The 22,550-nt window shown below is 63.5% G+C and carries 21 protein-coding genes; 16 read left to right on the top strand and 5 right to left on the bottom strand.

Going from position 1 to position 22,550, the window contains the following annotated elements; translation table 11 throughout:
- Positions 1-127: 127 nt before the first annotated feature.
- The 11 genes from acuI to GJW30_RS06710 all read left to right on the top strand — a co-directional run bounded on the left by acuI (position 128) and on the right by GJW30_RS06710 (position 9,290).
- Positions 128-1,111: an acrylyl-CoA reductase (NADPH) gene (gene acuI, locus GJW30_RS06760; protein ID WP_096353324.1), complete on the top strand. Its 984-nt coding sequence runs from the start codon at positions 128-130 to the stop codon at positions 1,109-1,111.
- Between the two features lie 107 nt (positions 1,112-1,218).
- Positions 1,219-1,686, top strand: coding sequence for a hypothetical protein (locus GJW30_RS06755; RefSeq protein ID WP_096353321.1), 468 nt, complete (start codon positions 1,219-1,221; stop codon positions 1,684-1,686).
- 114 nt (positions 1,687-1,800) lie between these two features.
- A complete protein-coding gene (locus GJW30_RS06750; protein WP_096353318.1) occupies positions 1,801-2,286 on the top strand; it encodes a DUF2948 family protein in 486 nt (161 codons plus the stop codon).
- Between the two features lie 39 nt (positions 2,287-2,325).
- Complete coding sequence (gene hisD, locus GJW30_RS06745) at positions 2,326-3,618, top strand: histidinol dehydrogenase (protein ID WP_096353316.1); 1,293 nt, start codon at positions 2,326-2,328, stop codon at positions 3,616-3,618.
- 61 nt (positions 3,619-3,679) lie between these two features.
- Entirely contained in the window at positions 3,680-4,168 is a 489-nt protein-coding gene (locus tag GJW30_RS06740; RefSeq protein ID WP_096353313.1) for a UPF0262 family protein, read from the top strand.
- Between the two features lie 55 nt (positions 4,169-4,223).
- The gene (locus GJW30_RS06735; RefSeq protein WP_208408232.1) at positions 4,224-4,637 is read left to right on the top strand and encodes an arsenate-mycothiol transferase ArsC; all 414 of its coding nucleotides are present in this window, start codon (positions 4,224-4,226) and stop codon (positions 4,635-4,637) included.
- A gap of 61 nt (positions 4,638-4,698) precedes the next feature.
- Entirely contained in the window at positions 4,699-5,304 is a 606-nt protein-coding gene (locus GJW30_RS06730; RefSeq protein ID WP_096353310.1) for a Maf-like protein, read from the top strand.
- A gap of 43 nt (positions 5,305-5,347) precedes the next feature.
- Entirely contained in the window at positions 5,348-6,856 is a 1,509-nt protein-coding gene (locus tag GJW30_RS06725; RefSeq protein ID WP_096353307.1) for an AMP-binding protein, read from the top strand.
- Entirely contained in the window at positions 6,765-7,334 is a 570-nt protein-coding gene (locus GJW30_RS23185; protein ID WP_157746702.1) for a GNAT family N-acetyltransferase, read from the top strand. The genes GJW30_RS06725 and GJW30_RS23185 overlap by 92 nt, the downstream gene beginning before the upstream one ends.
- Positions 7,315-8,277, top strand: coding sequence for a thioredoxin-disulfide reductase (gene trxB / locus GJW30_RS06715; protein WP_096353301.1), 963 nt, complete (start codon positions 7,315-7,317; stop codon positions 8,275-8,277). Before GJW30_RS23185 ends, trxB begins: the two co-directional genes overlap by 20 nt.
- Before the next feature lie 122 nt (positions 8,278-8,399).
- Positions 8,400-9,290: a LysR family transcriptional regulator gene (locus tag GJW30_RS06710; protein WP_096353298.1), complete on the top strand. Its 891-nt coding sequence runs from the start codon at positions 8,400-8,402 to the stop codon at positions 9,288-9,290.
- A 154-nt stretch (positions 9,291-9,444) separates the two neighbouring features.
- On the opposite strand, the gene GJW30_RS06705 is transcribed toward GJW30_RS06710, so the two are convergent.
- Entirely contained in the window at positions 9,445-9,825 is a 381-nt protein-coding gene (locus GJW30_RS06705; RefSeq protein WP_096353296.1) for a DUF1304 domain-containing protein, read from the bottom strand.
- Positions 9,826-9,965: 140 nt separating this feature from the next.
- Between GJW30_RS06705 and GJW30_RS06700 the strand changes: the two genes are divergently transcribed.
- The 4 genes from GJW30_RS06700 (at position 9,966) to GJW30_RS06685 (ending at position 14,262) form a co-directional block, all read left to right on the top strand.
- The gene (locus GJW30_RS06700) at positions 9,966-10,715 is read left to right on the top strand and encodes an ABC transporter permease (RefSeq protein WP_096353294.1); all 750 of its coding nucleotides are present in this window, start codon (positions 9,966-9,968) and stop codon (positions 10,713-10,715) included.
- Complete coding sequence (locus GJW30_RS06695) at positions 10,712-11,518, top strand: ABC transporter ATP-binding protein (protein ID WP_096353291.1); 807 nt, start codon at positions 10,712-10,714, stop codon at positions 11,516-11,518. The genes GJW30_RS06700 and GJW30_RS06695 overlap by 4 nt, the downstream gene beginning before the upstream one ends.
- A 25-nt stretch (positions 11,519-11,543) precedes the next feature.
- Entirely contained in the window at positions 11,544-12,539 is a 996-nt protein-coding gene (locus tag GJW30_RS06690; protein WP_165391639.1) for an ABC transporter substrate-binding protein, read from the top strand.
- A 130-nt stretch (positions 12,540-12,669) separates the two neighbouring features.
- The gene (locus tag GJW30_RS06685) at positions 12,670-14,262 is read left to right on the top strand and encodes a GMC family oxidoreductase (RefSeq protein ID WP_096353286.1); all 1,593 of its coding nucleotides are present in this window, start codon (positions 12,670-12,672) and stop codon (positions 14,260-14,262) included.
- A 122-nt stretch (positions 14,263-14,384) separates the two neighbouring features.
- On the opposite strand, the gene GJW30_RS06680 is transcribed toward GJW30_RS06685, so the two are convergent.
- The gene (locus tag GJW30_RS06680) at positions 14,385-15,599 is read right to left on the bottom strand and encodes a CaiB/BaiF CoA transferase family protein (RefSeq protein WP_157746701.1); all 1,215 of its coding nucleotides are present in this window, start codon (positions 15,597-15,599) and stop codon (positions 14,385-14,387) included.
- A gap of 162 nt (positions 15,600-15,761) precedes the next feature.
- Here GJW30_RS06680 and hydA point away from each other — a divergent pair, with 162 nt between their 5' ends.
- A complete protein-coding gene (gene hydA / locus GJW30_RS06675) occupies positions 15,762-17,225 on the top strand; it encodes a dihydropyrimidinase (protein WP_096353281.1) in 1,464 nt (487 codons plus the stop codon).
- 169 nt (positions 17,226-17,394) lie between these two features.
- Here the strand turns inward: hydA and GJW30_RS06670 are convergent, their stop codons facing one another.
- The 3 genes from GJW30_RS06670 to GJW30_RS06660 form a co-directional block, all read right to left on the bottom strand.
- Positions 17,395-18,072, bottom strand: coding sequence for an alpha/beta hydrolase family protein (locus GJW30_RS06670; protein ID WP_096353278.1), 678 nt, complete (start codon positions 18,070-18,072; stop codon positions 17,395-17,397).
- A complete protein-coding gene (locus GJW30_RS06665) occupies positions 18,069-19,949 on the bottom strand; it encodes an ABC transporter ATP-binding protein/permease (protein ID WP_096353275.1) in 1,881 nt (626 codons plus the stop codon). The genes GJW30_RS06670 and GJW30_RS06665 overlap by 4 nt, the downstream gene beginning before the upstream one ends.
- Positions 19,950-20,014: 65 nt before the next feature.
- The gene (locus GJW30_RS06660; RefSeq protein WP_165391612.1) at positions 20,015-22,426 is read right to left on the bottom strand and encodes a putative bifunctional diguanylate cyclase/phosphodiesterase; all 2,412 of its coding nucleotides are present in this window, start codon (positions 22,424-22,426) and stop codon (positions 20,015-20,017) included.
- Positions 22,427-22,550: the final 124 nt, after the last annotated feature.

Genomic DNA, 22,550 nt, shown 5'->3' with positions numbered 1-22,550 from the left:
GCCGTCTATCGGCACCCCATAACCCTGCCCCTGCCCGCCTCCATTAATCTCGGCAGCACGTAAAACTTGCGCCCTCCGGCCTCGCGGGCCAAAACCGGCGCAACCCAAGAACTTCCGGGAGACCGTAGTGGCGACTTTCAAGGCGATCCGTATCGAGAAGGCCGACAAGGGCCAAACCGTCGCGCTGGCCGACTTCGACGAGAACGAGTTGATGGACGGCGACGTGACCGTCGCGGTCGAGTGGTCGACGCTCAATTACAAAGACGGTCTCGCGCTGACCGGCAAAGCCCCGGTGGTTCGCCGGTTTCCGATGATCCCCGGCATCGATTTCGTCGGCACGGTCGAGAAGTCTACAAATCCGGATTGGAAGGAAGGCGACCGCGTCATCCTTAATGGCTGGGGCACCGGCGAAACCCATCTCGGCGCCTACGCGCAGAAGTCGCGCGTGAAGGGCGAGTGGCTGGTGCCGCTGCCGATCGGGATGACGGGCCGCGAAGCGATGGCGGTCGGCACCGCCGGTTACACCGCGATGCTCTCGCTGCTCGCGCTCGAAAAGCATGGCATCACGCCGAAAGCCGGCCCGGCGCTCGTCACCGGCGCGGCCGGCGGCGTCGGCTCGGTCGCCATCGCCTTGCTCGCAAAAGCCGGCTTCCACGTCATCGCATCGACGGGCCGTGTCTCCGAAGGCGACTACCTCAAAAAACTCGGGGCTGCCGAGATCATCGATCGCGCCGAGTTGTCTGCACCGGGCCGCCCGCTCGGCAAGGAGCGCTGGGCTTGCGCGGTGGATTCGGTCGGCTCGCAGACGCTCGCCAACGTCCTCTCGCAGACGAAATACGGCGGCGCAGTCGCAGCCTGCGGTTTGGCCGGCGGTATGGACCTGCCGTCCAGCGTCGCACCCTTCATCTTGCGCGGCGTCGCGCTGCTCGGCATCGATTCGGTGATGGCCCCGCAGGCCCTTCGCCGCGAGGCTTGGCGCCGTCTCGCCACCGACCTCGATTGGAGCCGCCTGCAGTCGATGGTCACCGAAATCGGCCTCGATCAGGTCATCGGCGCCGGTAGTGACATCCTGGACGGGAAAGTCCGCGGACGGGTGGTTGTGAAGATCTGAGCTTCGGGCAAATATTTGCCCCGATCTGCGGGGTAAACCGGCTCTTAGGGATTGAAGGCCAATATGGCCGCCAGTTTACGCCGCGTTAGGGTTAAGGGAGTTTGGCGATGGAAGTGCGTAAGATCGGACTTCTGCTCGGGGCGATGGCTCTGACGGGACCGGCTTCGGCTGCCGAAATGACGGTCGACCAGGCGCGCACATTCGTCGTCGGCAAAACCTTCGCTTATTCCTGCTTCGATGGCAGCCGTGGTGCCGGCCGCATCAACGGCGACGGCTCCGTTCAGGGCAGCGTGCAGATGCAAGGCAAGGGCATGATGCGCAACGCCGTGCTCCCCGCCAATACGGTGCGCGTGAAGGGTGATCGCGTCTGCGCGTCCGTGAAGGGCGTGTTCTTCGAGCCGTGCTTCAACCTCGTGCAGACGTCGGAGCGCTCGTTCCGTGGCGCAATCTCCGGCTTCGGTTTTGCCTATTGCGACTTCACGCAGCACGGCGGCGGCCGCAAGCGCGCGATCATGCGCCGCGCCTCGCGCACCGACGGCAAACCGCTCTCGCTCCGCTCAACGCTCGCGCAGTAACGCGACGCGTTTCGAATTCACGCCTTGCGTGCTGGTGGTATCGCCACCACCTTAGTCACATCTAGAAATGGCAGGCGCGCGAAACGGGGCGACGCGGCGCGTAGAGGTGATGTGATGGATTTGCTGAAACTGATCGCGCTCGATCGCGACGATATCGAAGTGGTGTCGGCGCATCTGCAGGACGCGATCGTCAAGGTCGGCGACGTGCATTGGCGCCCGCGCGAGCAGCGCATGGTCCTCGGCGTCAATCGCTTCGACTGGGAGTCCGCACTGACCAACGACCCGATCTATCGCCGCCGGCTCGCCGCTTTGCGCTTCGAGCGCGTCTTGTCCTGCCAGGTCCGCAACATCGATCCGCGCAACAAGGACGCTGTCCTCAACCTCCTCGCGATCGACTTCGCACCGGTCGACGGCGCCTCCGGCACCGCGACGCTGCTGTTCTCCGGCGGCGGCGCGATTCGTCTCGAACTCGAATGCCTCGAGTCCGAGCTTGCCGACCTCGGCCCGACCTGGACCTGCGCCCGCTGCCCCGAGCATGCGCTCGAAGGTCCGAGCCCGAGCACCCCCGGGGTTGACGCCGCGACGCCCCCGCGCCATTGACGGGGCGCCACCAGCGGGTGGCCTCCTTCGGATTTGGCCATGCCGCTTCGCCTCGACACGCGCGCGTCTGATTTTCAGCAGCAGTTTCAAGCTTTTCTCGGCGCCAAGCGGGAAGCCTCGCAGGACGTCGAGCAGACCGTCCGCGCGATCGTGAATGACGTCGTCGCGCGCGGCGATCAGGCGCTTGTCGACTACTCGCAGAAGTTCGATCGCATCGATCTTAACAAGGTCGGCATCTGCATTTCGGCTGACGAGATCGCGGCCGCGCAGAAGCAGTGCGATCCGGAAGCGCTCGGCGCTCTGTCGATCGCGAAGTCGCGCATCGAGACGTATCACCGCCGTCAACTTCCGAAAGACGACAGCTGGACCGACGCGCTCGGCGTCGAACTCGGCCATCGCTGGACCGCGATCGAAGCCGTCGGACTTTACGTTCCGGGTGGCACAGCGGCGTATCCCTCGTCAGTGCTGATGAATGCTGTGCCGGCGAAAGTCGCCGGCGTGCCGCGCGTCGCGATGGTGGTGCCGTCGCCGGACGGGAAACTGATGCCGCTCGTGCTTGCGGCTGCGGCGCTTGCCGGCGTCGATGAAATTTATCGCGTCGGTGGCGCGCAAGCGGTTGCGGCGCTCGCCTACGGCACCGAGACGATTTCTCCGGTCGCGAAGATCGTCGGGCCCGGCAACGCCTATGTTGCGGCAGCAAAGCGCCTCGTCTTCGGCAAAGTCGGCATCGATATGATCGCGGGGCCGTCCGAAGTGTTGATCCTCGCCGACCGCGACAGCAACCCGGAATGGGTCGCGGCCGATCTGCTGGCGCAGGCCGAGCATGACGTCGCGGCGCAATCGATCCTCATCACCAACGACGCGGCCTTCGCCGACGCGGTGGAAGCCGCGCTGACACGCCAACTCAAGACGCTGCCGCGCGGTGAAGTCGCCGCCGCGTCATGGCGCGACTTCGGCGCGATCATCCTGGTCCGCGATTTCGACGAAGCGATCCCGCTGACCGACGCGATCGCCCCCGAACATCTCGAGATCGAGACTGAGGACGCAGACCGCCTGGTCGGCAAAATCCGCAACGCGGGCGCGATCTTCATCGGCCGCCACACCCCGGAAGCGATCGGCGACTATGTGGCGGGTTCGAACCATGTCCTGCCGACGGCGCGCTCGGCGCGTTTCTCGTCCGGCCTCGGCGTGCTCGACTTCATGAAGCGGACATCGCTTTTACGCCTCTCGCCGGACGCTTTGCGGGCGCTCGGGCCGTCCGCCATCGCGCTCGGCAAGGCCGAGGGGCTCGAAGCGCATTCCCGTTCGGTCTCGATCCGGCTAAATCTCTGATGAGTGGCTTTTTTATTCCGCCCCGGCCGCTAAGCTGACGCCATTCGATTTGATTGGTCGCATGAGCTCCGACGCCAAAGATTCCGTCCACCGCCTCGTCGCCGTAAAACTCGACGAAAACTCGATCGGGCGTTCCAACCCCGACGTCGAGCACGAGCGCGCGGTCGCGATCTATGACCTGATCGAGGAGAACACCTTCGCGCCGGTCGGTGCAACGGGCGGACCTTTCGCGCTCAACATCGCGATTGCCGACAATCGTTTGGTTTTCGACATCCGCACGCCGGCCGGCGATCCGGTCGTCACGCACATGCTGTCGCTGTCGCCGTTCCGGAAGATCGTGAAGGATTACTTCCTGATCTGCGAGAGCTACTACCACGCGATCCGCACCTCGACGCCGAGCCAGATCGAGGCGATCGACATGGGCCGGCGCGGTTTGCACGACGAAGGCTCGCGCCTGCTCTTGGAGCGCCTCGAGTCGAAAGTCGCGACCGACTTCGATACGGCGCGGCGGCTCTTCACCCTCATCTGCGTTCTGCACTGGAAGGGCTGACGTGATCGCAGGCGGTCCGACGCGCGCACCGCAGGCCGTCCTGTTCGCTTGCGAGATGAATGCGGTCCGCTCGCCGATGGCGCTCGCGCTGTTTCGCCACTACTTCGGCCGTTCGCTGTATGGCGAGTCGGCGGGTGTCCGCAAAGGCGAACTCGACCCGTTCGCCGCCGCCGTGATGGAGGAAATCGGCCTCGATATCGCCAAGCACCGGCCGCACACCTTCGAGGAACTCGAAGACGCCGAGGGCCTCAACTTCGACCTCATCGTCACGCTCTCGCCGCCTGCCCACCACCGGGCGCTCGATCTGACGCGCACACTGGCCGCCGATGTCGAATACTGGCCGGTGCCGGATGTCACCAATCAAGGCGGCAGCCGCGAGCAGATCCTCGACGCCTACCGCTCCGTCCGCGACATATTGGCGAAGCGCATCCGCGACCGTTTCGGCTCGATTGCACGCGGGAACGAGTGACGTTGAGGCGTTAAACCTTTCGGGCTAGCTTCGCCCCGCCTCTAGGGACTATTCCTTCCGCATGACCGACCGCCCCAAGCTTATCCTCGCCTCCGGCTCGCCGCGCCGCGTCGCCTTGCTCAATCAGGCAGGCCTCGACGCCGATATGCTGCTGCCGACCGAGATCGACGAGATGCCGAAGAAGGGGGAGCGCCCCCGCGTTCTCGCAACGCGCCTCGCGCGCGCCAAGGCGGAGGCCGCGCTCGTTACCGCAAGCCGCGACCAGAAGCTGAAGGGTTCCTACATTCTGGCCGCCGACACAGTCGTTGCGGTCGGCAGCCGCATCCTGCCGAAGACCGAACTCGAAGACGAAGCCGCTCAGTGCCTGCGCCTCCTCTCCGGCCGCAGCCATCGTGTCTACACGGGCGTCGCATTGATCACGCCGAAGGAGAAACTGCGCGAACGCCTGATCGAAACGCGCGTGCGCTTCAAACGTCTCTCGAAGCAGGACATCGCGCACTACCTCGCCTCCGGCGAATGGCGCGGCAAGGCCGGCGGCTATGCGATCCAAGGTTTGGCCGGAACGTTCGTCGTCAAACTGATCGGCTCTTACACCAACGTCGTCGGCCTGCCGCTTTACGAAACGACGAACCTGCTCGGCGGCGAGGGCTACCCCGTGATGGGGTGACGGAGAAGACGAGCGGCTGCATACAGCCGCCGGGAGGACGACAATGAACATCGCACACTGGCTCGCTCGCGCTGCGCTCAGCCACGGTTCGATGCCGGCAACTGCCATCGGCAGTCACATCGCACACGACTACGCTTCGCTCGGTTTACGCGCGGCGCGTCTTGCCGCCACACTGCGGGCGCAATGCGAGCCCGGCGATCGCGTCGCGATCTTCGCGAAAAATTCGCCCGCATATGCGGAGGCGATCTACGGGATTTGGCATGCGGGTCTTGCCGCGGTGCCGATCAACGCGAAGCTGCATGGACGCGAGGCGGCCTACATCCTCGAACATTCCGAGGCGAAGTTTTGCTTTGTCTCGAAAGATCTCGAAGCCGAGATCGCGCCGCATGTTCCGGCATCGCTCCGCGAATTGATCCGCATCGCCTCGCCCGCCCACGAAAAGCTGTTCATCGCCGACGCGATGCCCGTGGCTGACCGCGGCGGCGACGATCTTGCCTGGCTCTTCTATACGTCGGGAACGACAGGACGTCCGAAAGGCGCGATGCTCACACATCGCAATCTCAACTGGGCGAGCCACGCTTACTTGAGCGAGGTCAATCCGATTCCGCCGGGCGCGCCGGTGCTTCACGCAGCGCCGATGAGCCACGGCTCCGGGCTTTACATGATGCCGCATGTCGCGCGGCTCGGTATCAACGCGGTGCCGGAGTCGGGCGGCTTCGAGCCGGAAGAAATCTTCGCGATGTTCCGCGCTCTCCCGGGCACGTCCATGTTTGCCGCGCCGACGATGGTGAAGCGTCTCGTCGAGTCGCCCGCCGACTGCGATCCATCGCTGATCCGCACGATCGCCTACGGCGGTGCGCCGATGTATGTCGAGGACGCACTCGCGGCGCTCGATCGTTTCGGTTCGCGCTTCGCACAGATCTACGGGCAAGGCGAAAGCCCGATGACGATCACGACGCTGACCAAGGAAGACATTGCGGATCGCGACCATCCGCGCTGGATGGAGCGGCTCGGTTCGGTCGGCCGTCCGTATGCGTGTCTCGAAGCGAAAGTCGGCAGCGCCGATGCGCCGTGTCTGGCGCCCGGCGAGATCGGTGAAATTCTTGCGCGCGGCGATGTCGTCATGGGCGGCTACTGGAAAAATCACGACGCCACCGCCGCGACACTCAATGACGGCTGGCTGCATACCGGCGACGTCGGCGCCTTCGATGCCGACGGCTACCTAACGTTGAAGGATCGCTCGAAAGACATGGTGATCTCGGGCGGTTCGAACATCTATCCGCGCGAGATCGAGGAAGTGCTGCTGCAGCATCCGGCCGTGCGTGAAGTGTCCGTCATCGGCCGTCCGCATCCGGAATGGGGCGAGATCGTCGTTGCTTATGTGGTCGGCGAGACGAGCGCGACCGAACTCGACACGCTGTGCCTTGATCACATCGCGCGCTTCAAGCGGCCGAAAGACTATGTCTTCGTGCCGGCGCTGCCGAAGAACAACTACGGCAAGATTCTCAAGACCGAACTGCGCGAGATGGACGAGAGAAAAGCACGCGACTAACTATCGCGAAGCACTTCTCGGCTACGCGATGCTCGTCCCGGCTCATCGGGCCCAGCTGGGGCAGCGTGTCATGGACCTCCCAACATCTTTCGTAGTGCTGAGCGCTCGGGGTCAGGGCGTTGGCCGATCACTCGTCGCGGCGGCGCGCGCGAAAGCCGAGCGACTTGGACGTTTGGCGCTAGCAGTGGGCACACACCCAGATAATACCGCGCAACACTTCTATAAAGGTCAGGGATTTGCCGCGGTCGTCCGGAACACCGTTCGCCTTCAGACGAATTGCCAACTAGGGAAAGATAGCTGCAATCATCGCGTCCAATCGTCGCTAGAATGCGCTTTCCGGTTGAAAGCTGCGGTTTGCGCTGGTCGTCTCCGGCCGCATTGCATATCTTGCATAGCTACCGGGCTGCCCTACATTGTGAGCATCCTGGGCCACTACAAGATCCTATCGGAATACCGTCATGGCCACGCATCACGCTAAACTCGTCATTATCGGCTCCGGACCGGCCGGCTACACCGCCGCGATCTATGCAGCGCGCGCGATGCTCGCGCCGGTTCTTATTCAGGGCATCCAGCCGGGCGGCCAGCTCACGATCACGACCGACGTCGAGAACTATCCGGGCTTTGCCGACGTCATCCAGGGTCCGTGGCTGATGGAGCAGATGCAGAAGCAGGCCGAGCATGTCGGCACCAAGATGGTGTTCGATCATGTCAATGCCGTTGACATCTCGCAGCGCCCGTTCCGCCTGACCACTGACGGCGGCGACACGTATCTGGCCGAGACGCTGGTCGTCGCGACCGGCGCGCAGGCACGCTGGCTCGGCATCCCGACCGAAGAGACCTTCAAGGGCTACGGCGTTTCGGCCTGCGCGACCTGTGACGGCTTCTTCTATCGTGGCAAAGAGGTTTTCGTCGTCGGCGGCGGCAACACGGCTGTCGAAGAAGCGCTTTTCCTCACCAATTTCGCCAGCAAAGTAACGCTCGTGCATCGCCGCGACTCGCTACGCGCCGAGCGCATCCTGCAGGACCGCCTGTTCAAGCATCCGAAGATCGAAGTGATCTGGGATCACGCGCTGGAAGAGATCACCGGCGCGAAGGATCCCGCGAAGGTCACGGGCGTGAAGCTCAAGAACGTCAAGACGGGCGCGATCAGCGAACGCGCGACCGACGGCGTTTTCATCGCGATCGGCCATTCGCCGGCCGCCGAACTCTTCAAGACACAGCTCAAGCTTAAGCCCTCCGGCTATATCGAAACCGCACCCGACTCGACGGCGACGTCGGTGCCGGGCGTGTTCGCGGCCGGTGACGTCACCGACGATATCTATCGTCAGGCTGTGACGGCGGCCGGCATGGGCTGCATGGCGGCTCTCGAAGCCGAGAAATTTCTTGCCGGCCACGCGGAGGTTCGCGCGGCCGCAGAATAACGACCGGATAGAAGGCCGGCACGCGTCCGGCTCGTTTTGCTCGATCGGGCGGGAAGCCGGTTTCCGCGTGTTGCCGATCGGGCTCTTTGGGAGGAAGCGCCAGCGTATCGGCGCTCACGGGCATGGACTGGGATAAACTCAAGGTTTTTCACGCCGCCGCAGAGGCCGGCAGTTTCACGCATGCGGGCGAACAGCTCGGGCTTTCGCAATCCGCCGTATCGCGGCAGGTGAGCGCGCTCGAGCATGAGCTCGCGGTGCCGCTGTTTCACCGTCACGCGCGCGGGCTGATCCTGACCGAGCAAGGCGACCTGCTCTTCCGCACCGCGCATGAAGTGCTGATGAAGCTCGAAGCCGCGCGCTCGCAACTGACCGACAGCCGCGAGAAGCCGAACGGCGAACTCCGCGTCAATACGACGACGGGTCTCGGCGTCAATTGGCTGACCCCGCGTCTTGGCGAATTCCTCGATCTCTATCCGGACATCCGCGTGACGCTGATGACGACGGAAGAAGAGCTCGACCTTGCGATGCGCGAAGCGGACGTCGCCATTCGTCTCCGCCAGCCGACGCAGCCGGATCTCATTCAGCGCAAGCTGTTCCAGGTTCACTTCCACGCTTATGCGTCGCCGGATTATCTCAAGCGCTTCGGCACGCCGCGCACGCCGGAAGAACTCGACCAGCATCGCTTGCTCGTGCTCGGCGGCGCGATCCCGAGTTATCTGCAACATTCGCGCTGGATCTTGTCGGCAGGCCGCAACGGGCGCGACGCGCGCGTGCCGTGGTTGGTTGTCAACAACATCCTCGGGATCCTGCGCGCATGTCAGCGCGGCATCGGCATCGCTATGCTGCCGGATTACATCGTCGAGGAAAACGGCGGCGTCGTTCAGCTGTTCGGCGACGGCGACGGCTTCGCTTACGACGCGTTCTTGGTTTATCCGGAAGAGATGAAGAACGTCGCGCGTATCAAAGCTTTCCGCGACTTCCTGGTGAACAAGGCGCAGCGCTGGCATTTTTGACGCAGCGCTCTTTGCATAACGTCGTCATGGCCCGGCTTGTCCGGGCCATCCACGACTTGCTTCCTGAAGTAAAGAAAGACGTGGATGGCCCGCATGAAGCGGGCCATGACGGAGCATGAATTGACGGCCGAGGCTGACGCGTGGCGCGCAGACGTCACGCCGTCTGTGGACGCGCCATCCACAACACCAGCAGTGCGATGAAAGCCGGCAGCGCCTGAATCGCGAGGATCTTCATCGCGCCGGTCGAGTAGGCGCCGTAAGCACCGGCGACGAAGACGCAGACGAGGAAGAACGTCTTGATGTGCAGCGCCGGGCCAGCCGCCGGATAAAGCAGGCCGAAGATCAGGCCGGCGCCGAGGAAGCCGTTATAAAGCCCCTGGTTGGCGGCCAGCACGGCCATGTCCTGCGCTTTCTCGAGCGTGTTGTTGAAGGCGGCGAGGCCCGCCGGCTTGGTCCAGAGAAACATTTCGAGGACGAGAAAATAGAAGTGCAGCAGCGCGACCAGCGCTACTAGCGCATTCCCAACCATTGTCATCGGCGATTCCTTCCCCGCATTCGCTTCACGCGATGGTGGCTTGTTTTACCGCCGCCGTACAGGGCTTTTGGCTTGAGAGCGCGACACGGCCTGACTATAGGATGTTGAGTAGAAACAAGAACACGGGGGAGCGAGACGAAATGCGTCGTGGCGTGCTGATCGCCGCTCCCTGGCTATTGATCATCGCGGCTTGGTACGCGGTGCACTACAGCGGTCTGATCAACGCCGCGCTGGTGCCGGCGCCGCATGCGGTCGCGCAGCGGTTCGCCGAACTCGCGACCGGCCGCCTTCCCTACGATATTCTAATGTCGACGCAGCGCGTGCTGATCGGCGTCGTGCTCGGGACCGCACTCGCGGTGCCGGTCGGTTTTCTGCTCGGCTGGTACAGCGACATCCGCGCTTTCGTCGATCCGGTGATCAACTTCTTCCGCGCGCTGCCGCCGATCGCGCTGATCCCGCTCGTGATCGTTTACTTCGGCGTCGAGGAGACAGCAAAGATCGTCATCCTGTTCTACGCGTCGTTCTTCGCCGGCGTGATCGTGATGTACGAAGGCATCGCGCAGATCTCGCCGATCTATGTGCGCGTCGCGCGTACGCTCGGCGCGACCGATTTCGAGATCTTCCGCAAAGTCATTCTGCCGCTGACGGTGCCGCATATTCTGACCGCGCTGCGCGTCGCGCTCGGCGTCGCGTGGGCGACGCTCGTCGCGTCGGAACTCATCGCGGCGCAACGCGGGCTCGGTGCGCTCATCCAAGACGCGGCGAATTTCTTCGCGCTCGATACGATCTATGTCGGCATCATCTGCATCGGCCTTATCGCGCTGACGATGGACTTCGCGCTGCGCCGCCTCTCGCGCCGGCTCGTCGCGTGGCAGGAGCGCATCGCATGACGCGCCAGCGCATCACGTTCGAGAATGTCTCGGTTGGTTTTGACACCGCGCGCGGTCGCCTCAACGTCATCGACGATGTGAGCTTCGATATCCGCGATCGCGAATTTGTTTCGATCATCGGGCCGTCGGGCTGCGGCAAGACCACGCTGATGAATGTCGTCGCGGGTTTCGTGCAGCCGTCATCCGGCAAGGTCCTGCTCGACGGAAAACCGATCCCCGGCCCCGGCCCGGATCGCGGCGTGATCTTCCAGGAATACGGCGTGTTCCCGTGGCTCTCCGTGAAAGACAACATCGCGTTCGGTTTGAAACTCGCGGCAAACCGCAAGAACGCCAAAGAGCGCGACGAGATTTGCCAACGTTACATGCAGCTGATGGGCTTGTCGGATTTCGCCGACGCTTGGCCGCATACGATCTCGGGCGGCATGCGACAACGCCTTGCGCTCGCGCGAGCCTACGCGGTGAGCCCGGAGTTTCTGCTGATGGACGAGCCGTTCGGCGCGCTCGATGCGCAGACGCGGAGCGCGATGCAGGATTTGCTGCTGAAAGTACTGCAGACCGAAGGCAAGACCGTGATGCTGATCACGCATTCGGTCGAGGAGGCGCTCTACCTCTCGTCGCGCATCGTCATCATGACGGCACGGCCGACGCGCATCCGCGAGATCGTAACGGTGCCGTTCGCGTATCCGAGAGAAGAATCGCTGCACGAGTCGAAGGAATTTGGTGAATTGCGTTCGCACATTCGCGAATGCGTCATGCAAGAATATGCCGCGCAGGCACAACAACGCGCGGCTTTCGCAGAATAAGAAACGGGAGGGAGAACCCATGACGATCACGAGACGTGACGTTCTGCAATCGACCGCAGCACTCGCGGCCGCTTCGGCATTGCCGATGCCGGCGATCGCGCAGGCGAAGGAGAAGATCCGCGTCGGCTATCTGCACACGCTCGCGGTCGACGGGCAGATGTGGCTCGCCGACCACCTCGGCGCTTGGAGCAAGCACGGGCTGGAGCCCGACTTCAAGCAGTTCACCACCGGCCTCGAACTTTTCCAGGCGATGGTCGGCGGCAGCCTGGACATGCTCTCCACCGGCGCCGTCATCTCGAACTTCCCAGCGCGCGGCCAAGGCAAGATGTTCATGGCGAATGCTGTCGAATTCGCGACCGCGCAGCTTTGGGTGCGCGAGGATCAAGGCATCAAGACGTTCGCCGACCTCAAGGGTAAGCGCATCGCGACGACGACCGGCACGACCGCGCATGTGTTTCTCGACACGGCGCTGCGCGCCAACGGCATCAACCCGAGCGATGTCGACATCGTCAACCAGCGCATGACGGAGGCCGTGACGTCGTTCATCTCCGGCGCGGTGCCGGCGGTCGCGCTGTGGGTGCCGTTCAACATTCCGGTGCGCGACAAGACGCCGGGCGCAAAGAAGCTCGTCGATGCCTCGGCTTATTACCCGAAGGCCGCGATCATTTCGGGCTGGGCAGCGAGCAACGACTTCCACGCCAAGAAGAAGGACGTGCTCGCGCGCGTCGTCAAAGCGTGGGGCGAAGGCAACGACATGCTGCTCGGCAAGACCGACGAGGCGCTCGCGTTCCTGCAGCAGAAGCATTACCCGCAGGTGCCGATCGCCGACATCAAAGAGCAGTATCAAGGTCAGAAAGTTTTCTCCAATGCGGACTGGAGCAAGATGTTCGCGGACGGCACCGTCACGGGCTGGCTGCAGCAGGTGACCGATTTTTATGTCGGCTTCGCCAAGATCAGCAACGCTGTTCCGGCGAAGGATTACTTCGATCCGTCGATCTATATCGCGGCGATGAAGGGTTGAGCTTTGCAGCCAGGCACTGCCTGGCGGCTGGGCTCGAAAGCCCCCCACCCCCGACCCCTCCCCACCATTCGCAAGAGCGAATGGGATGGAGGGGAGCGCTTGAGCCGCAGCACTCGCGTGTGAGGATCGGATGAAAACGTATGACTACATCATCGTCGGGGCCGGTTCGGCGGGCTGCGTGCTCGCCAACCGGCTCTCCGCCGATCCGGCGACGCGCGTGCTGGTGATCGAAGCCGGCGGGCCGGACAAGAATTTCTGGCTGAAGATTCCGATCGGCTTCTATCGCTCGGTCTACGACAATCGCTTCTCGCGCAGCTTCACGACGGAGCCGAGCGAAACCACCGGCGGGCGCGGCATCATCTGGCCGCGCGGGCGTGTGGTCGGCGGCTCGAGTTCGATCAACGGGCTGATCTTCATTCGCGGGCAGCACGACGATTTCGACGATTGGGAAAAGCTCGGCGCGGACGGCTGGGGCTATCGCGACGTGCTCCCCTACTTTCGCAAGCTCGAACGTTTTCGCGGCGCTGAGAGTCAGTATCACGGCGCGCATGGCACGCTCGATGTCTCACAGCTGCGCAACGATCACCCGATGTGCCGCGCGTGGCTGTCGGCCGCGCAGCAATGGGGGCTGCCGGCGAACACGGATTTCAACGGCGACACGACTTACGGTGTCGGCGCTTATGCGCTGTCGATCAGCGATCGCTGGCGTTCGTCGTCGGCCGTCGCATTCCTGCACCCGGCGCTGCCGCGACAGAACCTCACGCTGATGACGCAGACGCATGTCGCGCGCGTCGTCTTCGAGAAGGGCCGCGCGCTCGGCGTCGAATTGCTCGCGGACGGGCGGCGCGAGATTGTGCGAGCGGAGCGCGAAGTCATCCTCTCGTCCGGCTCGCTGCAGTCACCGCAGATATTGCAACTTTCCGGCGTCGGCCCCGCCGACTTGCTGAAAAAGCACGGCGTCGATGTCGTCGCGGATGCGCCGGAGGTCGGCGAGAACCTGCAGGATCACTATCAGGCGCGCACGATCGTCGAATTGCGCGATAAGATTTCGCTCAACAATGATGTGCGCAATCCGATCAAGCTTGCGCAGATGGGCTTCGAATGGCTTGTCAAAGGCTCCGGCCCGCTGACGGTCGGCGCCGGTCAAGTCGGCGGCGCGGCTTGCACCAAGCATGCGGTCGGCGGGCGGCCGGACATTCAGTTCAACGTGATGCCGCTCTCGGTCGATAAACCGGGCACGCCGTTGCACAAGTATTCGGGCTTCACGGCGGCGGCTTGGCAATGCCATCCGGCCTCGCGCGGACGTTTGCAGATTCGCTCGAACGACCCGCTTGCCGACCCGATGATCGAGCCGCGTTATCTTTCCGAGGAGATCGATCGCAAGACGCTGGTTGAAGGCATCAAGATGCTGCGGGAGATTTATCGCCAGCCGGCGTTCAAGGATGTGTGGACGCGCGAGGTCGTGCCCGGATCGGAATTCGACAGCGATGAGAAGATTCTCGATTTCGCGCAGAAGACCGGCGGCACCGTGTTCCACCCGGTCGGCACATGCCGGATGGGCCGCGACGATCGCGCCGTGGTCGATCCGGAATTGCGTGTGCGCGGCGTCTCTGGCTTGCGCGTGATCGACGCGTCCGTGATGCCGAAGGTGACGTCGGCGAATACGAATGCGGCGTCGTTGATGATCGGTGAGAAAGGCGCGAGTTTGGTGCTCGGTCACTGACCGTAGCCCGGATGAGTGAGGCCGGGCGCAGCGCGCGTGCCGAACGACATCCGCGAATTCGTCGTGAGCGCGCTCCCCGGATGTCGCCCGACGCTTCGCGTCAGGCTCATCCGGGCTACGCTCTACCCCGCCTTCACGACACCCGCCGCAATCAAACTCTCGACGTCGGCGTCTGCATAGCCGGCCTCGCGCAACACATCGCGCGTATGTTCGCCGAGGCGCGGCGCCGGTGTGCGCAGCTGCGCGGGCGTATCGGAGAACTCGACGGCCGGGCGCACGTTACGAATGCGGCCTTCGCTCGGGTGATCGATATCCTGGAACAAGCCGACAGCTTTGGCGTGCGGCTCTTCAATCAAGTCCTCGATGCGGTTGACCTTGCCGCACGGGATGTCCGCCTTCGTCATCACGGCGAGGCAGTCTTCCGTGCTCATCTGCGCGACGTTCTTTTCGATCATGTCGTAGAGTTCGCCCATGCGCTTCTGCCGCTCGACGGCGTTGACGTAGCGCGGATCGGCGACGAATTCCGGATGACCGAAGACCGGGAACAGCGCGCGCCAGTGGCGATCCGTGTAAGCCAGGATGCAGACATGGCCATCGCGCGTCGCAAAGGCTCTGCGTCCGCGAATACGCATATGGCCGACCGGGCCTTGGCTCGGCTCGAACACCATGCCGGCGAGATGCTCCATCATGGAGAACTGCACCATGGTCTCGAACATCGGGATTTCGATCGCCTGCCCCTTGCCGGATTTCTCGCGCGCATAGAGCGCCGCCATCAGCGCGTAAGCGACGGTGAGGCCGACGGTCTTGTCGGCGATCAGCGATGAGGCGAAACGCGGCGCGCCCGTGAGCGCGAGCTCGGCTCCGATGACGCCCGCCTCACCCTGAATGATGTCGTCGTAAGCCGGGCGGTCCGCATGCGGACCCTTGGTGCCGAAGCCGATCGCCGCACAATAGATAAGGCGCGGATTGATCGCCTTCACGTCATCGTAGGAGAAACCGAGACGGCGCACGGCGGCAGCGCGCATCGAGTGAACGAAAATATCCGCGTCCTTGATCAGTTCACGCAAAATCGCGGCGCCTTCCGGCTTCTTCAGATCAATCACGATCGAGCGCTTGTTGCGGTTCGCCTGCAAGAATGCTGCGCCCATGCCGGGATTGCGCATGATGCCGGTGGCGCGCAGCGTGTCGCCTTCGGCTGACTCCACTTTGATGATGTCGGCACCGAAATCGCCGCAGATCATGGTGCCGAGCGGCCCGAGCAGAACGTGCGTCAGATCGAGGATTTTCACCCCGGCGAGCGGCCCGGTGGCCTTGGCTGCGTTGCTCGTCCCTGTCATCTGTTCTTGCATCGCTTCTTGTTCTTGTTGGCGCCCGCGGCGAATGCCGAGCGTAGCGCAAGGCTGCGCGGCCGCGAAACTTTTCGCCTCACGGAAGAATCGCCTTGCTCGCCGGTGCCGCTATGATATGGCGCCAGACCAGCACTTTTCGGAGAAGAACGCATGCAGCCTTTCGATCTCGTCATCCGCGGCGGAACCGTCGTCACCGCGACCGACAGCATGAAGGCTGACGTCGGCATTCGCGGCGAGACGATCGCGGCAATTGGTCTCGGGCTCGACAAGGGCAAAAAGGAAATCGACGCGCGCGGCAAGCTGGTGCTGCCGGGCGGCGTCGATGCGCACGGGCATATCGAGCAGCTCTCCGCCTCCGGCAAGATGAACGCCGACACATTCCAGAGCGCCACCACGGCGGCGGCGCATGGCGGCACGACGACGGTGATCTCGTTCGCGGCTCAGCATGTCGGGATGTCGCTGAAGACTGTCGTCGAGGAATATCACGAGCTTGCCGAACGCGGCGCCGTGATCGACTACGCGTTCCATATGATCCTCGCCGATCCGCGCCCGGAAGTGCTTGAGAAGGAAGTTCCGCCGCTGGTGAAGGCCGGCCATTCGTCGCTGAAAGTGTTCATGACTTACGACCGTCTGCGCGTCGACGACGAGCAGCTGCTCGATGTGCTGCAGGCGGCGCGCGACAACAAGGCGATGGTCTGCGTGCATGCCGAGAACCACGGCATGGTCTCGTGGATGGGCAAGCGCCTCGTCAAGCATGGCTACGTGGCGCCGAAATTCCACGGCATTTCGCATCCGCGCCTGTGCGAGCCGGAAGCGTTCCATCGTCTGGTCGCCTGCGCGGCGCTGGTCGATCAGCCGATCATGATCTTCCACGTCTCGACCGCCGAGGGCGCGCAGGTGATCCGCCACTATCGCGGCGAGGGTCTGAAAGTGTTCGCCGAGACGTGCCCGCAATATCTGTTTCTCACCAAAGAGCAGCTCGACAAGCCGGGCGTCGAAGGGCGCAAGTGGATGTTCTCGCCGCCGGCACGCAATGCGTCGGACCAGGAGGCGCTGTGGCAAGCTTTGTCGCTCGGCGATCTGCAGCTGATCTCGTCCGACCACGCGCCGTATGCCTTCAACGAGACCGGCAAATTGATGGGCGGGACTAAGGCGACGTTCAAGCAGGTGCCGAACGGCATGCCGGGCTACGAAGGCCGTCTCCCGATGGTGTTCAACGAGATGGTGTCGAACGGCCGCTTCGATGCGTCGAAATTCGTCGAGTGGACGTCGACCAATCCGGCGAAGATTTACAACCTCTATCCGAAGAAGGGCACGATCGCGATCGGCTCCGACGCCGACATCGCGATCTGGGATCCGAAGAAGAGCGTCACCTTCACGGACAAGATGGTGAAGGACAAATCCGGCTACACGCCGTGGAAGGGCCGCACTGTGAAAGGCTGGCCGACCACCGTCCTGCTGCGCGGCGAAGTTCTGGTCGCGGACGAAAAGCTGCACGCGAAGCCGGGTTCGGGACAGTTTCTGCCGCGCAAGGGCGGCAAGGCGGCGGAACCGTTCGGCCGCGCGACGCAGGAGTTCGATCCGAAGCGGAATTTCGGCGCGAAGCTGCGTTGATTTGGAACTCCGTCATGGCCCGCTTCATGCGGGCCATCCACGTTTTTCTTTGGGAATGCCCGCGTCTGTAGCCCGGATGAGCGGCGCGTAGCGCCGCGACATCCGGGGCCATCATTCACGTCGGGCTAAGACCCCCGGATATCGCTCGTCTGCGCCTCGCTCATCCGGGCTACGGTTCGACACGCATCCAAGCAGCCAGGTCGTCGAGCACTTCGTCCATCACCTGCGGGTTGCGGCGGCCGCTTTTCGCCAAAACGTGGAAACTGTGGTCGGCGCCGTCGATGAATTTCAGCGTCGCGCGTTTGCCGAGCGCGGCGCAGACGGGCTCGATCTCTTCCGGCAGCGCCAGTGTGTCGCGCGTGCCCTGCAGGAACAGCATCGGAATGTTGATGTCGCTCAGATGCGCGGCGCGCTCGCGCGACGGCTTGCCGGCCGGGTGCAGCGGAAAGCCCAGAAATGCGAGCCGCCGTACGCCTTCGAGCGGCGCTTTCGCCTGAGCCTGCGAGGTCATACGGCCGCCGAAGGATTTGCCGCCCGCGAACGTCGGCAGGCCGGCAAACTCACGGCGGCATTTGTCGACGGCAGCGCGCACCGTCGCGTGCGCAAGTTCGGGACGATCCGGCCGCTTCGAGCCGTTCTCCATGTAGGGAAACTGATAGCGCAGCGTCGCGATATCGCGCCTTGCCAAGCCGGCGGCGACCGCTGCCATGAAGGGATGATTCATTCCGGCGCCCGCGCCATGCGCGAACACGTAGATCGCCGTCGCATCGCGCGGCCGCTGCACCAGGCCGGACACTCTGATCCCCTCCGACACCGTGATGGTGATCGGCCTCGCCTCTTCGCTCATTTTGCTCCGCTCGGCTCCGGCTTTTTCTCGGCTTTGGACTGCGCCTTCTCGGCGCGCTGCCACAGTTTGCGCAGCATATCGATTCCGCGCGCGATTGGCATGTCGTCCGCCTTGTCTTCGTCTTCGAGCTGCGCGCCGCCACGCTTGCGCACCAGATTGACCTTGCGGTCGTGGAACATCTCGAGCTCGGCACGGTGGCCGACGCTGATCAGCGCCATGTCGGGCATGCGTTCGTTGAGCCGCGTGAGGAGCTCGTTCTGGCTCTTCGTATCGAGCGCGGAGGTCGACTCGTCCATCACGACGATATCGGGCTTGTGCAGGAGGAGACGCGCGAAGGACAAGCGCTGCTGCTCGCCGCCCGACAGGACGTTGGACCAGACGACGTCTTCCTCGTCGAGGCGTTCGGCGGCGTGCGCCAGGCCGACGAATTCGAGCGCCTCGTGGAGATCCTTCTCCTCCAGACTGTCCGGCGATTCCGGATAAGCGGCAGCGCGGCGCAGCGTGCCGATCGGGATATACGGGCGCTGCGGCATCATAAAGAGTTTGGCGTCGCGCTTGAGCGCGATCTCGCCGCTGCCCCACGGCCACAAGCCCGCAATGGCGCGGACGAGCGTGCTCTTGCCGCTGCCGGACTCGCCCGCGAGCAGGATTTTCTCGCCCGGCTTCACGTCGATGTCCGCGTCGTCGACGACGACGGTGCCGTCCGAGAGATTGACCTGCAGATTACGAAGGCGGATCGCGACGTCGTCCGTCTCGGTGCGCTTGATCAGGCCGACGCGGTCGTCCTTCTCGATCGCGTCCATGTTGTCGAGCGACTGAACCAGGCTGCCGACACGGCGAGCGGAAGCGGTCCATTCGGCGAGCTTCGGATAATTGTCGACGATCCAGTTGAACGCGTATTGCACCTGGATGAATGCAGCGGCCGCCTGCATCACTTCGCCGAGCGACATCGTGCCGGCGAGATATTTCGGCGAACATAGGATCACCGGGATGACCGACGCGATGATGAAGTTCGCGTGCGAGACGCCGGTCGTGCGCATGTATTGCGCGGCCATCTTCTGCCACGCGACGACGACGCGGGAGAGCAACTTGTTGAGGCCGGCCTTCTCCTCCTCTTCGCCGCCGAGGATGGCGATCGACTCGCCGTTCTCGCGTACACGCGTCAGCGCGTAGCGGAATTCGGCTTCCGATTGGTTCTTCGCCGCGGCGACCGGAACGAAACTGCGCGCGATGATGGTCATCGAGCCGCTGACGATCGCGCAGTAAGCGACAACCGCGATGACGAGGAAGGCCGGGATCGTGACCTTGCTGCCGCCCCAATCGAATTCGAGCGAGCCGCCGACAAAATACAAAACGCCGATGAATGTCGTCGCGGTGAGGAACGCCGTGAGGATGCCGGTGGCGAAATCGACCGGCGCCTCGGTGGCGACGCGCATATCCTCGGTGAGGCGATGCTCGGGGTTTTCGTGGTCGCCCGGCATGAAGTTGAGCTGGAAATAGCGCCCGCCGTTAAGCCAGCGGTTGGTGATGTTCTGCGTCAGCCACCCGCGCCAGCGCCGCTGCATGCGCATGCGGACGTATACGATGATGATCGCCGTCACGATGCTTCCGAGCGCTAGCGGACCGAAGGACAGCGCGAGCGACCAGACGGCGCCACCGTCCTTCTTTTCCAGCGCGTCGAAGATCGACCGATTCCAGAGGTTAAGCTTGTATTGAAACCAGAGCTGGACGAGGACGAAGAGGACAATGCCTCCCGTCAGCCACCAGGCGACCTGCGTTTCGCGCCAAAAACCGCGTCCGCTGCGCCAAAAGAGCCGAGCTTGTGACTTCTGCTTGGCTGCCTCATCCAAATCTCCGGCAGCTGACCTGACGTCCATAAGCACGCTCCCACACGAGTCCGAGGCGGTAACGCGCGGTGGGGCGTTTGGGTTTCGTCGGTAGTTTAGGCGGCGGCGCGATGAATCTTCGCCCACAGAGCGCCGATCTCGCGCTCCGGCACAGCGGGGCTGAAATAATAGCCCTGCGCTTCGATGCAGCCGGCATTGCGCAGCTCGCGCATTTGCTCGGCGGTCTCCACACCTTCGGCCGTCGTGGTGCGGCCGAGACCATTGCCGAGGCCGATGATGGCATCGACGATCGCGGCGCATTCCTTGTTATCGAGCACGCCGGCGACGAAGCCGCGGTCGATCTTCAGGCGGTCGAACGGGAATTGCTGCAGATAGCGCATCGACGAATAGCCGGTGCCGAAATCGTCCAGCGTGATCGTGATGCCGAGATCCTTCAGACCGCGCAGCGTCGTCATCACGGTCTCGGATTCGTGCAGCAATACGCTCTCGGTGATTTCGAGATCGAGACGCTGCGGCGATAAGCCGGATCGCTCCAGTGCTGACAGCGTATGCAGCGCGAGCGTGCGGCCGTGGAATTGCAGCGCCGAGAGATTGACCGAGATCTTCACATCGAGCGGCCATTTCGCGGCGGCTGCGCAGGCCTGTTCGATAACCCACTTGCCGAGCGGAACGATGAGGCCGGTCTCTTCGGCGAGATTGACGAACTCGCCGGCCGGCAAAATGCCGCGTTCAGGATGATTCCAGCGCAGCAGCGCTTCGAAGCTGACGATACGGCCGGATTCGAGATTGATGATCGGTTGATAGTGAAGTTCGAGCTGATTGTTTTCGAAAGCGTGGCGCAGCTCGCGCTCCATTGCGCGACGGCTGAGCATATCGCGCGCCATCGAGGGGTCGAATATTCGATAACCGCCGCGGCCGTTAGCCTTCGCGAAGTAGAGCGCAAGATCGGCGTGTTCCAGAATGCTGACGGGATCGTCCTCGACGCGCGGCAACGCAATGCCGACGCTGGTGCCGATCGTCACGCCCTGGTGGCGCTCGAGGTCGAACGGATAAGCGATGGCGCTAACGATGCGGCTGGCGAGTTCGGTCGCGGCGTCCGGTTGCTTGGCAGCGGTTTGGATGATGGCGAATTCGTCGCCGCCGAGGCGCGCGATCGTGTCCGTATCGTCGATGCACAGTTTCAAGCGGCCCGCGACGGCTTCGAGGAGCTCGTCGCCGAGCGCATGGCCGAGCGTATCGTTGACCACCTTGAAGCGATCGAGATCGAGGTAAAGCACCGCGACGCTCGTGTCGCGATCCGGCGCTTTGAGCGCGGCTTCCAACTTCTCCCGGAATGCCGTGCGGTTCGGCAGTGCGGTGAGTGCATCGTGCTGCGCCATATGGCTGATCTTGGCTTCGGCCTCGGTCGCCTGCGTGATGTCCTGGTGCGTCGTCACCCAGCCGCCGCCGAACATCGGCTCGAAATCGATCTGGATAATGCGGCCGTCCATCAGCGGCTTACGGTAGTGCATCGCCTTGTTGCGGTCGGCACGCTCGCGCGCTTCGCGTTCATACAGTGCGCGGTCGGAAACTTCCTGGTTGGTGTCCTGGCGATAGCGGATGATGTCTTCGTACAGCGTGCCGGGGACCGCGAGATGCGCCGGCAGCCGATACATCTCCTTGTATTTGCGATTGCAGACGATGAGGCGTCGGTCGGCGTCGAACATGCTCAGGCCGTGCGGCATGTTGTTGAGCGCCGCATCGAAGCGCTGCATCTGCTGCGCGAGGCGTTGCTTGCCGTCTTCGGCGTCCGTGATGTCTTCGTGCGTCGCGACCCAGCCGCCGTCCGGCATCGGGCGATGGCGGATGAGGATCGTTGCGCCGTTGATCAGATGCGAGACGGTGTCGACCGGGCGATCGATGACGGCGAGCGAGGAGCGCCACACGACGTATTCTTCCGGCGTCATCTTCGGGTGGCTGCCGACCTCGAAGCGCCGATCGACGATTTCGCGCAAGGTCGTGCCGGGCGGGACGGAGCCGGCCGGCAGGCCGTACATTTCGAGATAGCGATCGTTGCAGACGATCAGCCGCGCATCGCCGTCGAAGAAGCAAAGGCCTTGCGACATGTTGTTGACCGCGAGGTCGAAGCGCCGGTTCTGCACGCGCAACGCGCTGAGCACGCGGTCGATGACGCGAGTCGGCAGCACGCAGCCGACATAATAGACAAGCATCCCCAGCAGAATGCCGATCAGTGTCAGGAGCGGGATGATCTGAAACGCAGAGCGCAACGACCCCTCGACTTCGAGGCGCGCTTCCTCGCCATCGGCCAGCTTTACGGTCGCCTCGCGGGTGACGCGCGGCCAAGCCGGTTCGCTGCCGCGCTGGAGCAGCATCTCGCCATCCGCACCAATCAGACGCAGCTTGACGGTGCCGACATTGTCGGCCGTGCGCAGGGATGCTTCGGGATTGACGGAGTGATGGCGCAGCGCGATCTCAAGGCTGCCCGCGACCCGGGCGTGATCGGCCACCAGCGACACCACGGGAGGCGCCAGAACGGCAGCACACGACGCCACCGCGCCGAATATCCCGATCATTCTCTTGATGCCGCTTGCCTGCATTCCCACCGCCACTTTTGGGAACGTGACACTCGCA

This window comes from Variibacter gotjawalensis (assembly GCF_002355335.1).
Lineage (GTDB): Bacteria > Pseudomonadota > Alphaproteobacteria > Rhizobiales > Xanthobacteraceae > Variibacter > Variibacter gotjawalensis.
This window is presented reverse-complemented; position numbering and strand designations above follow the sequence as displayed.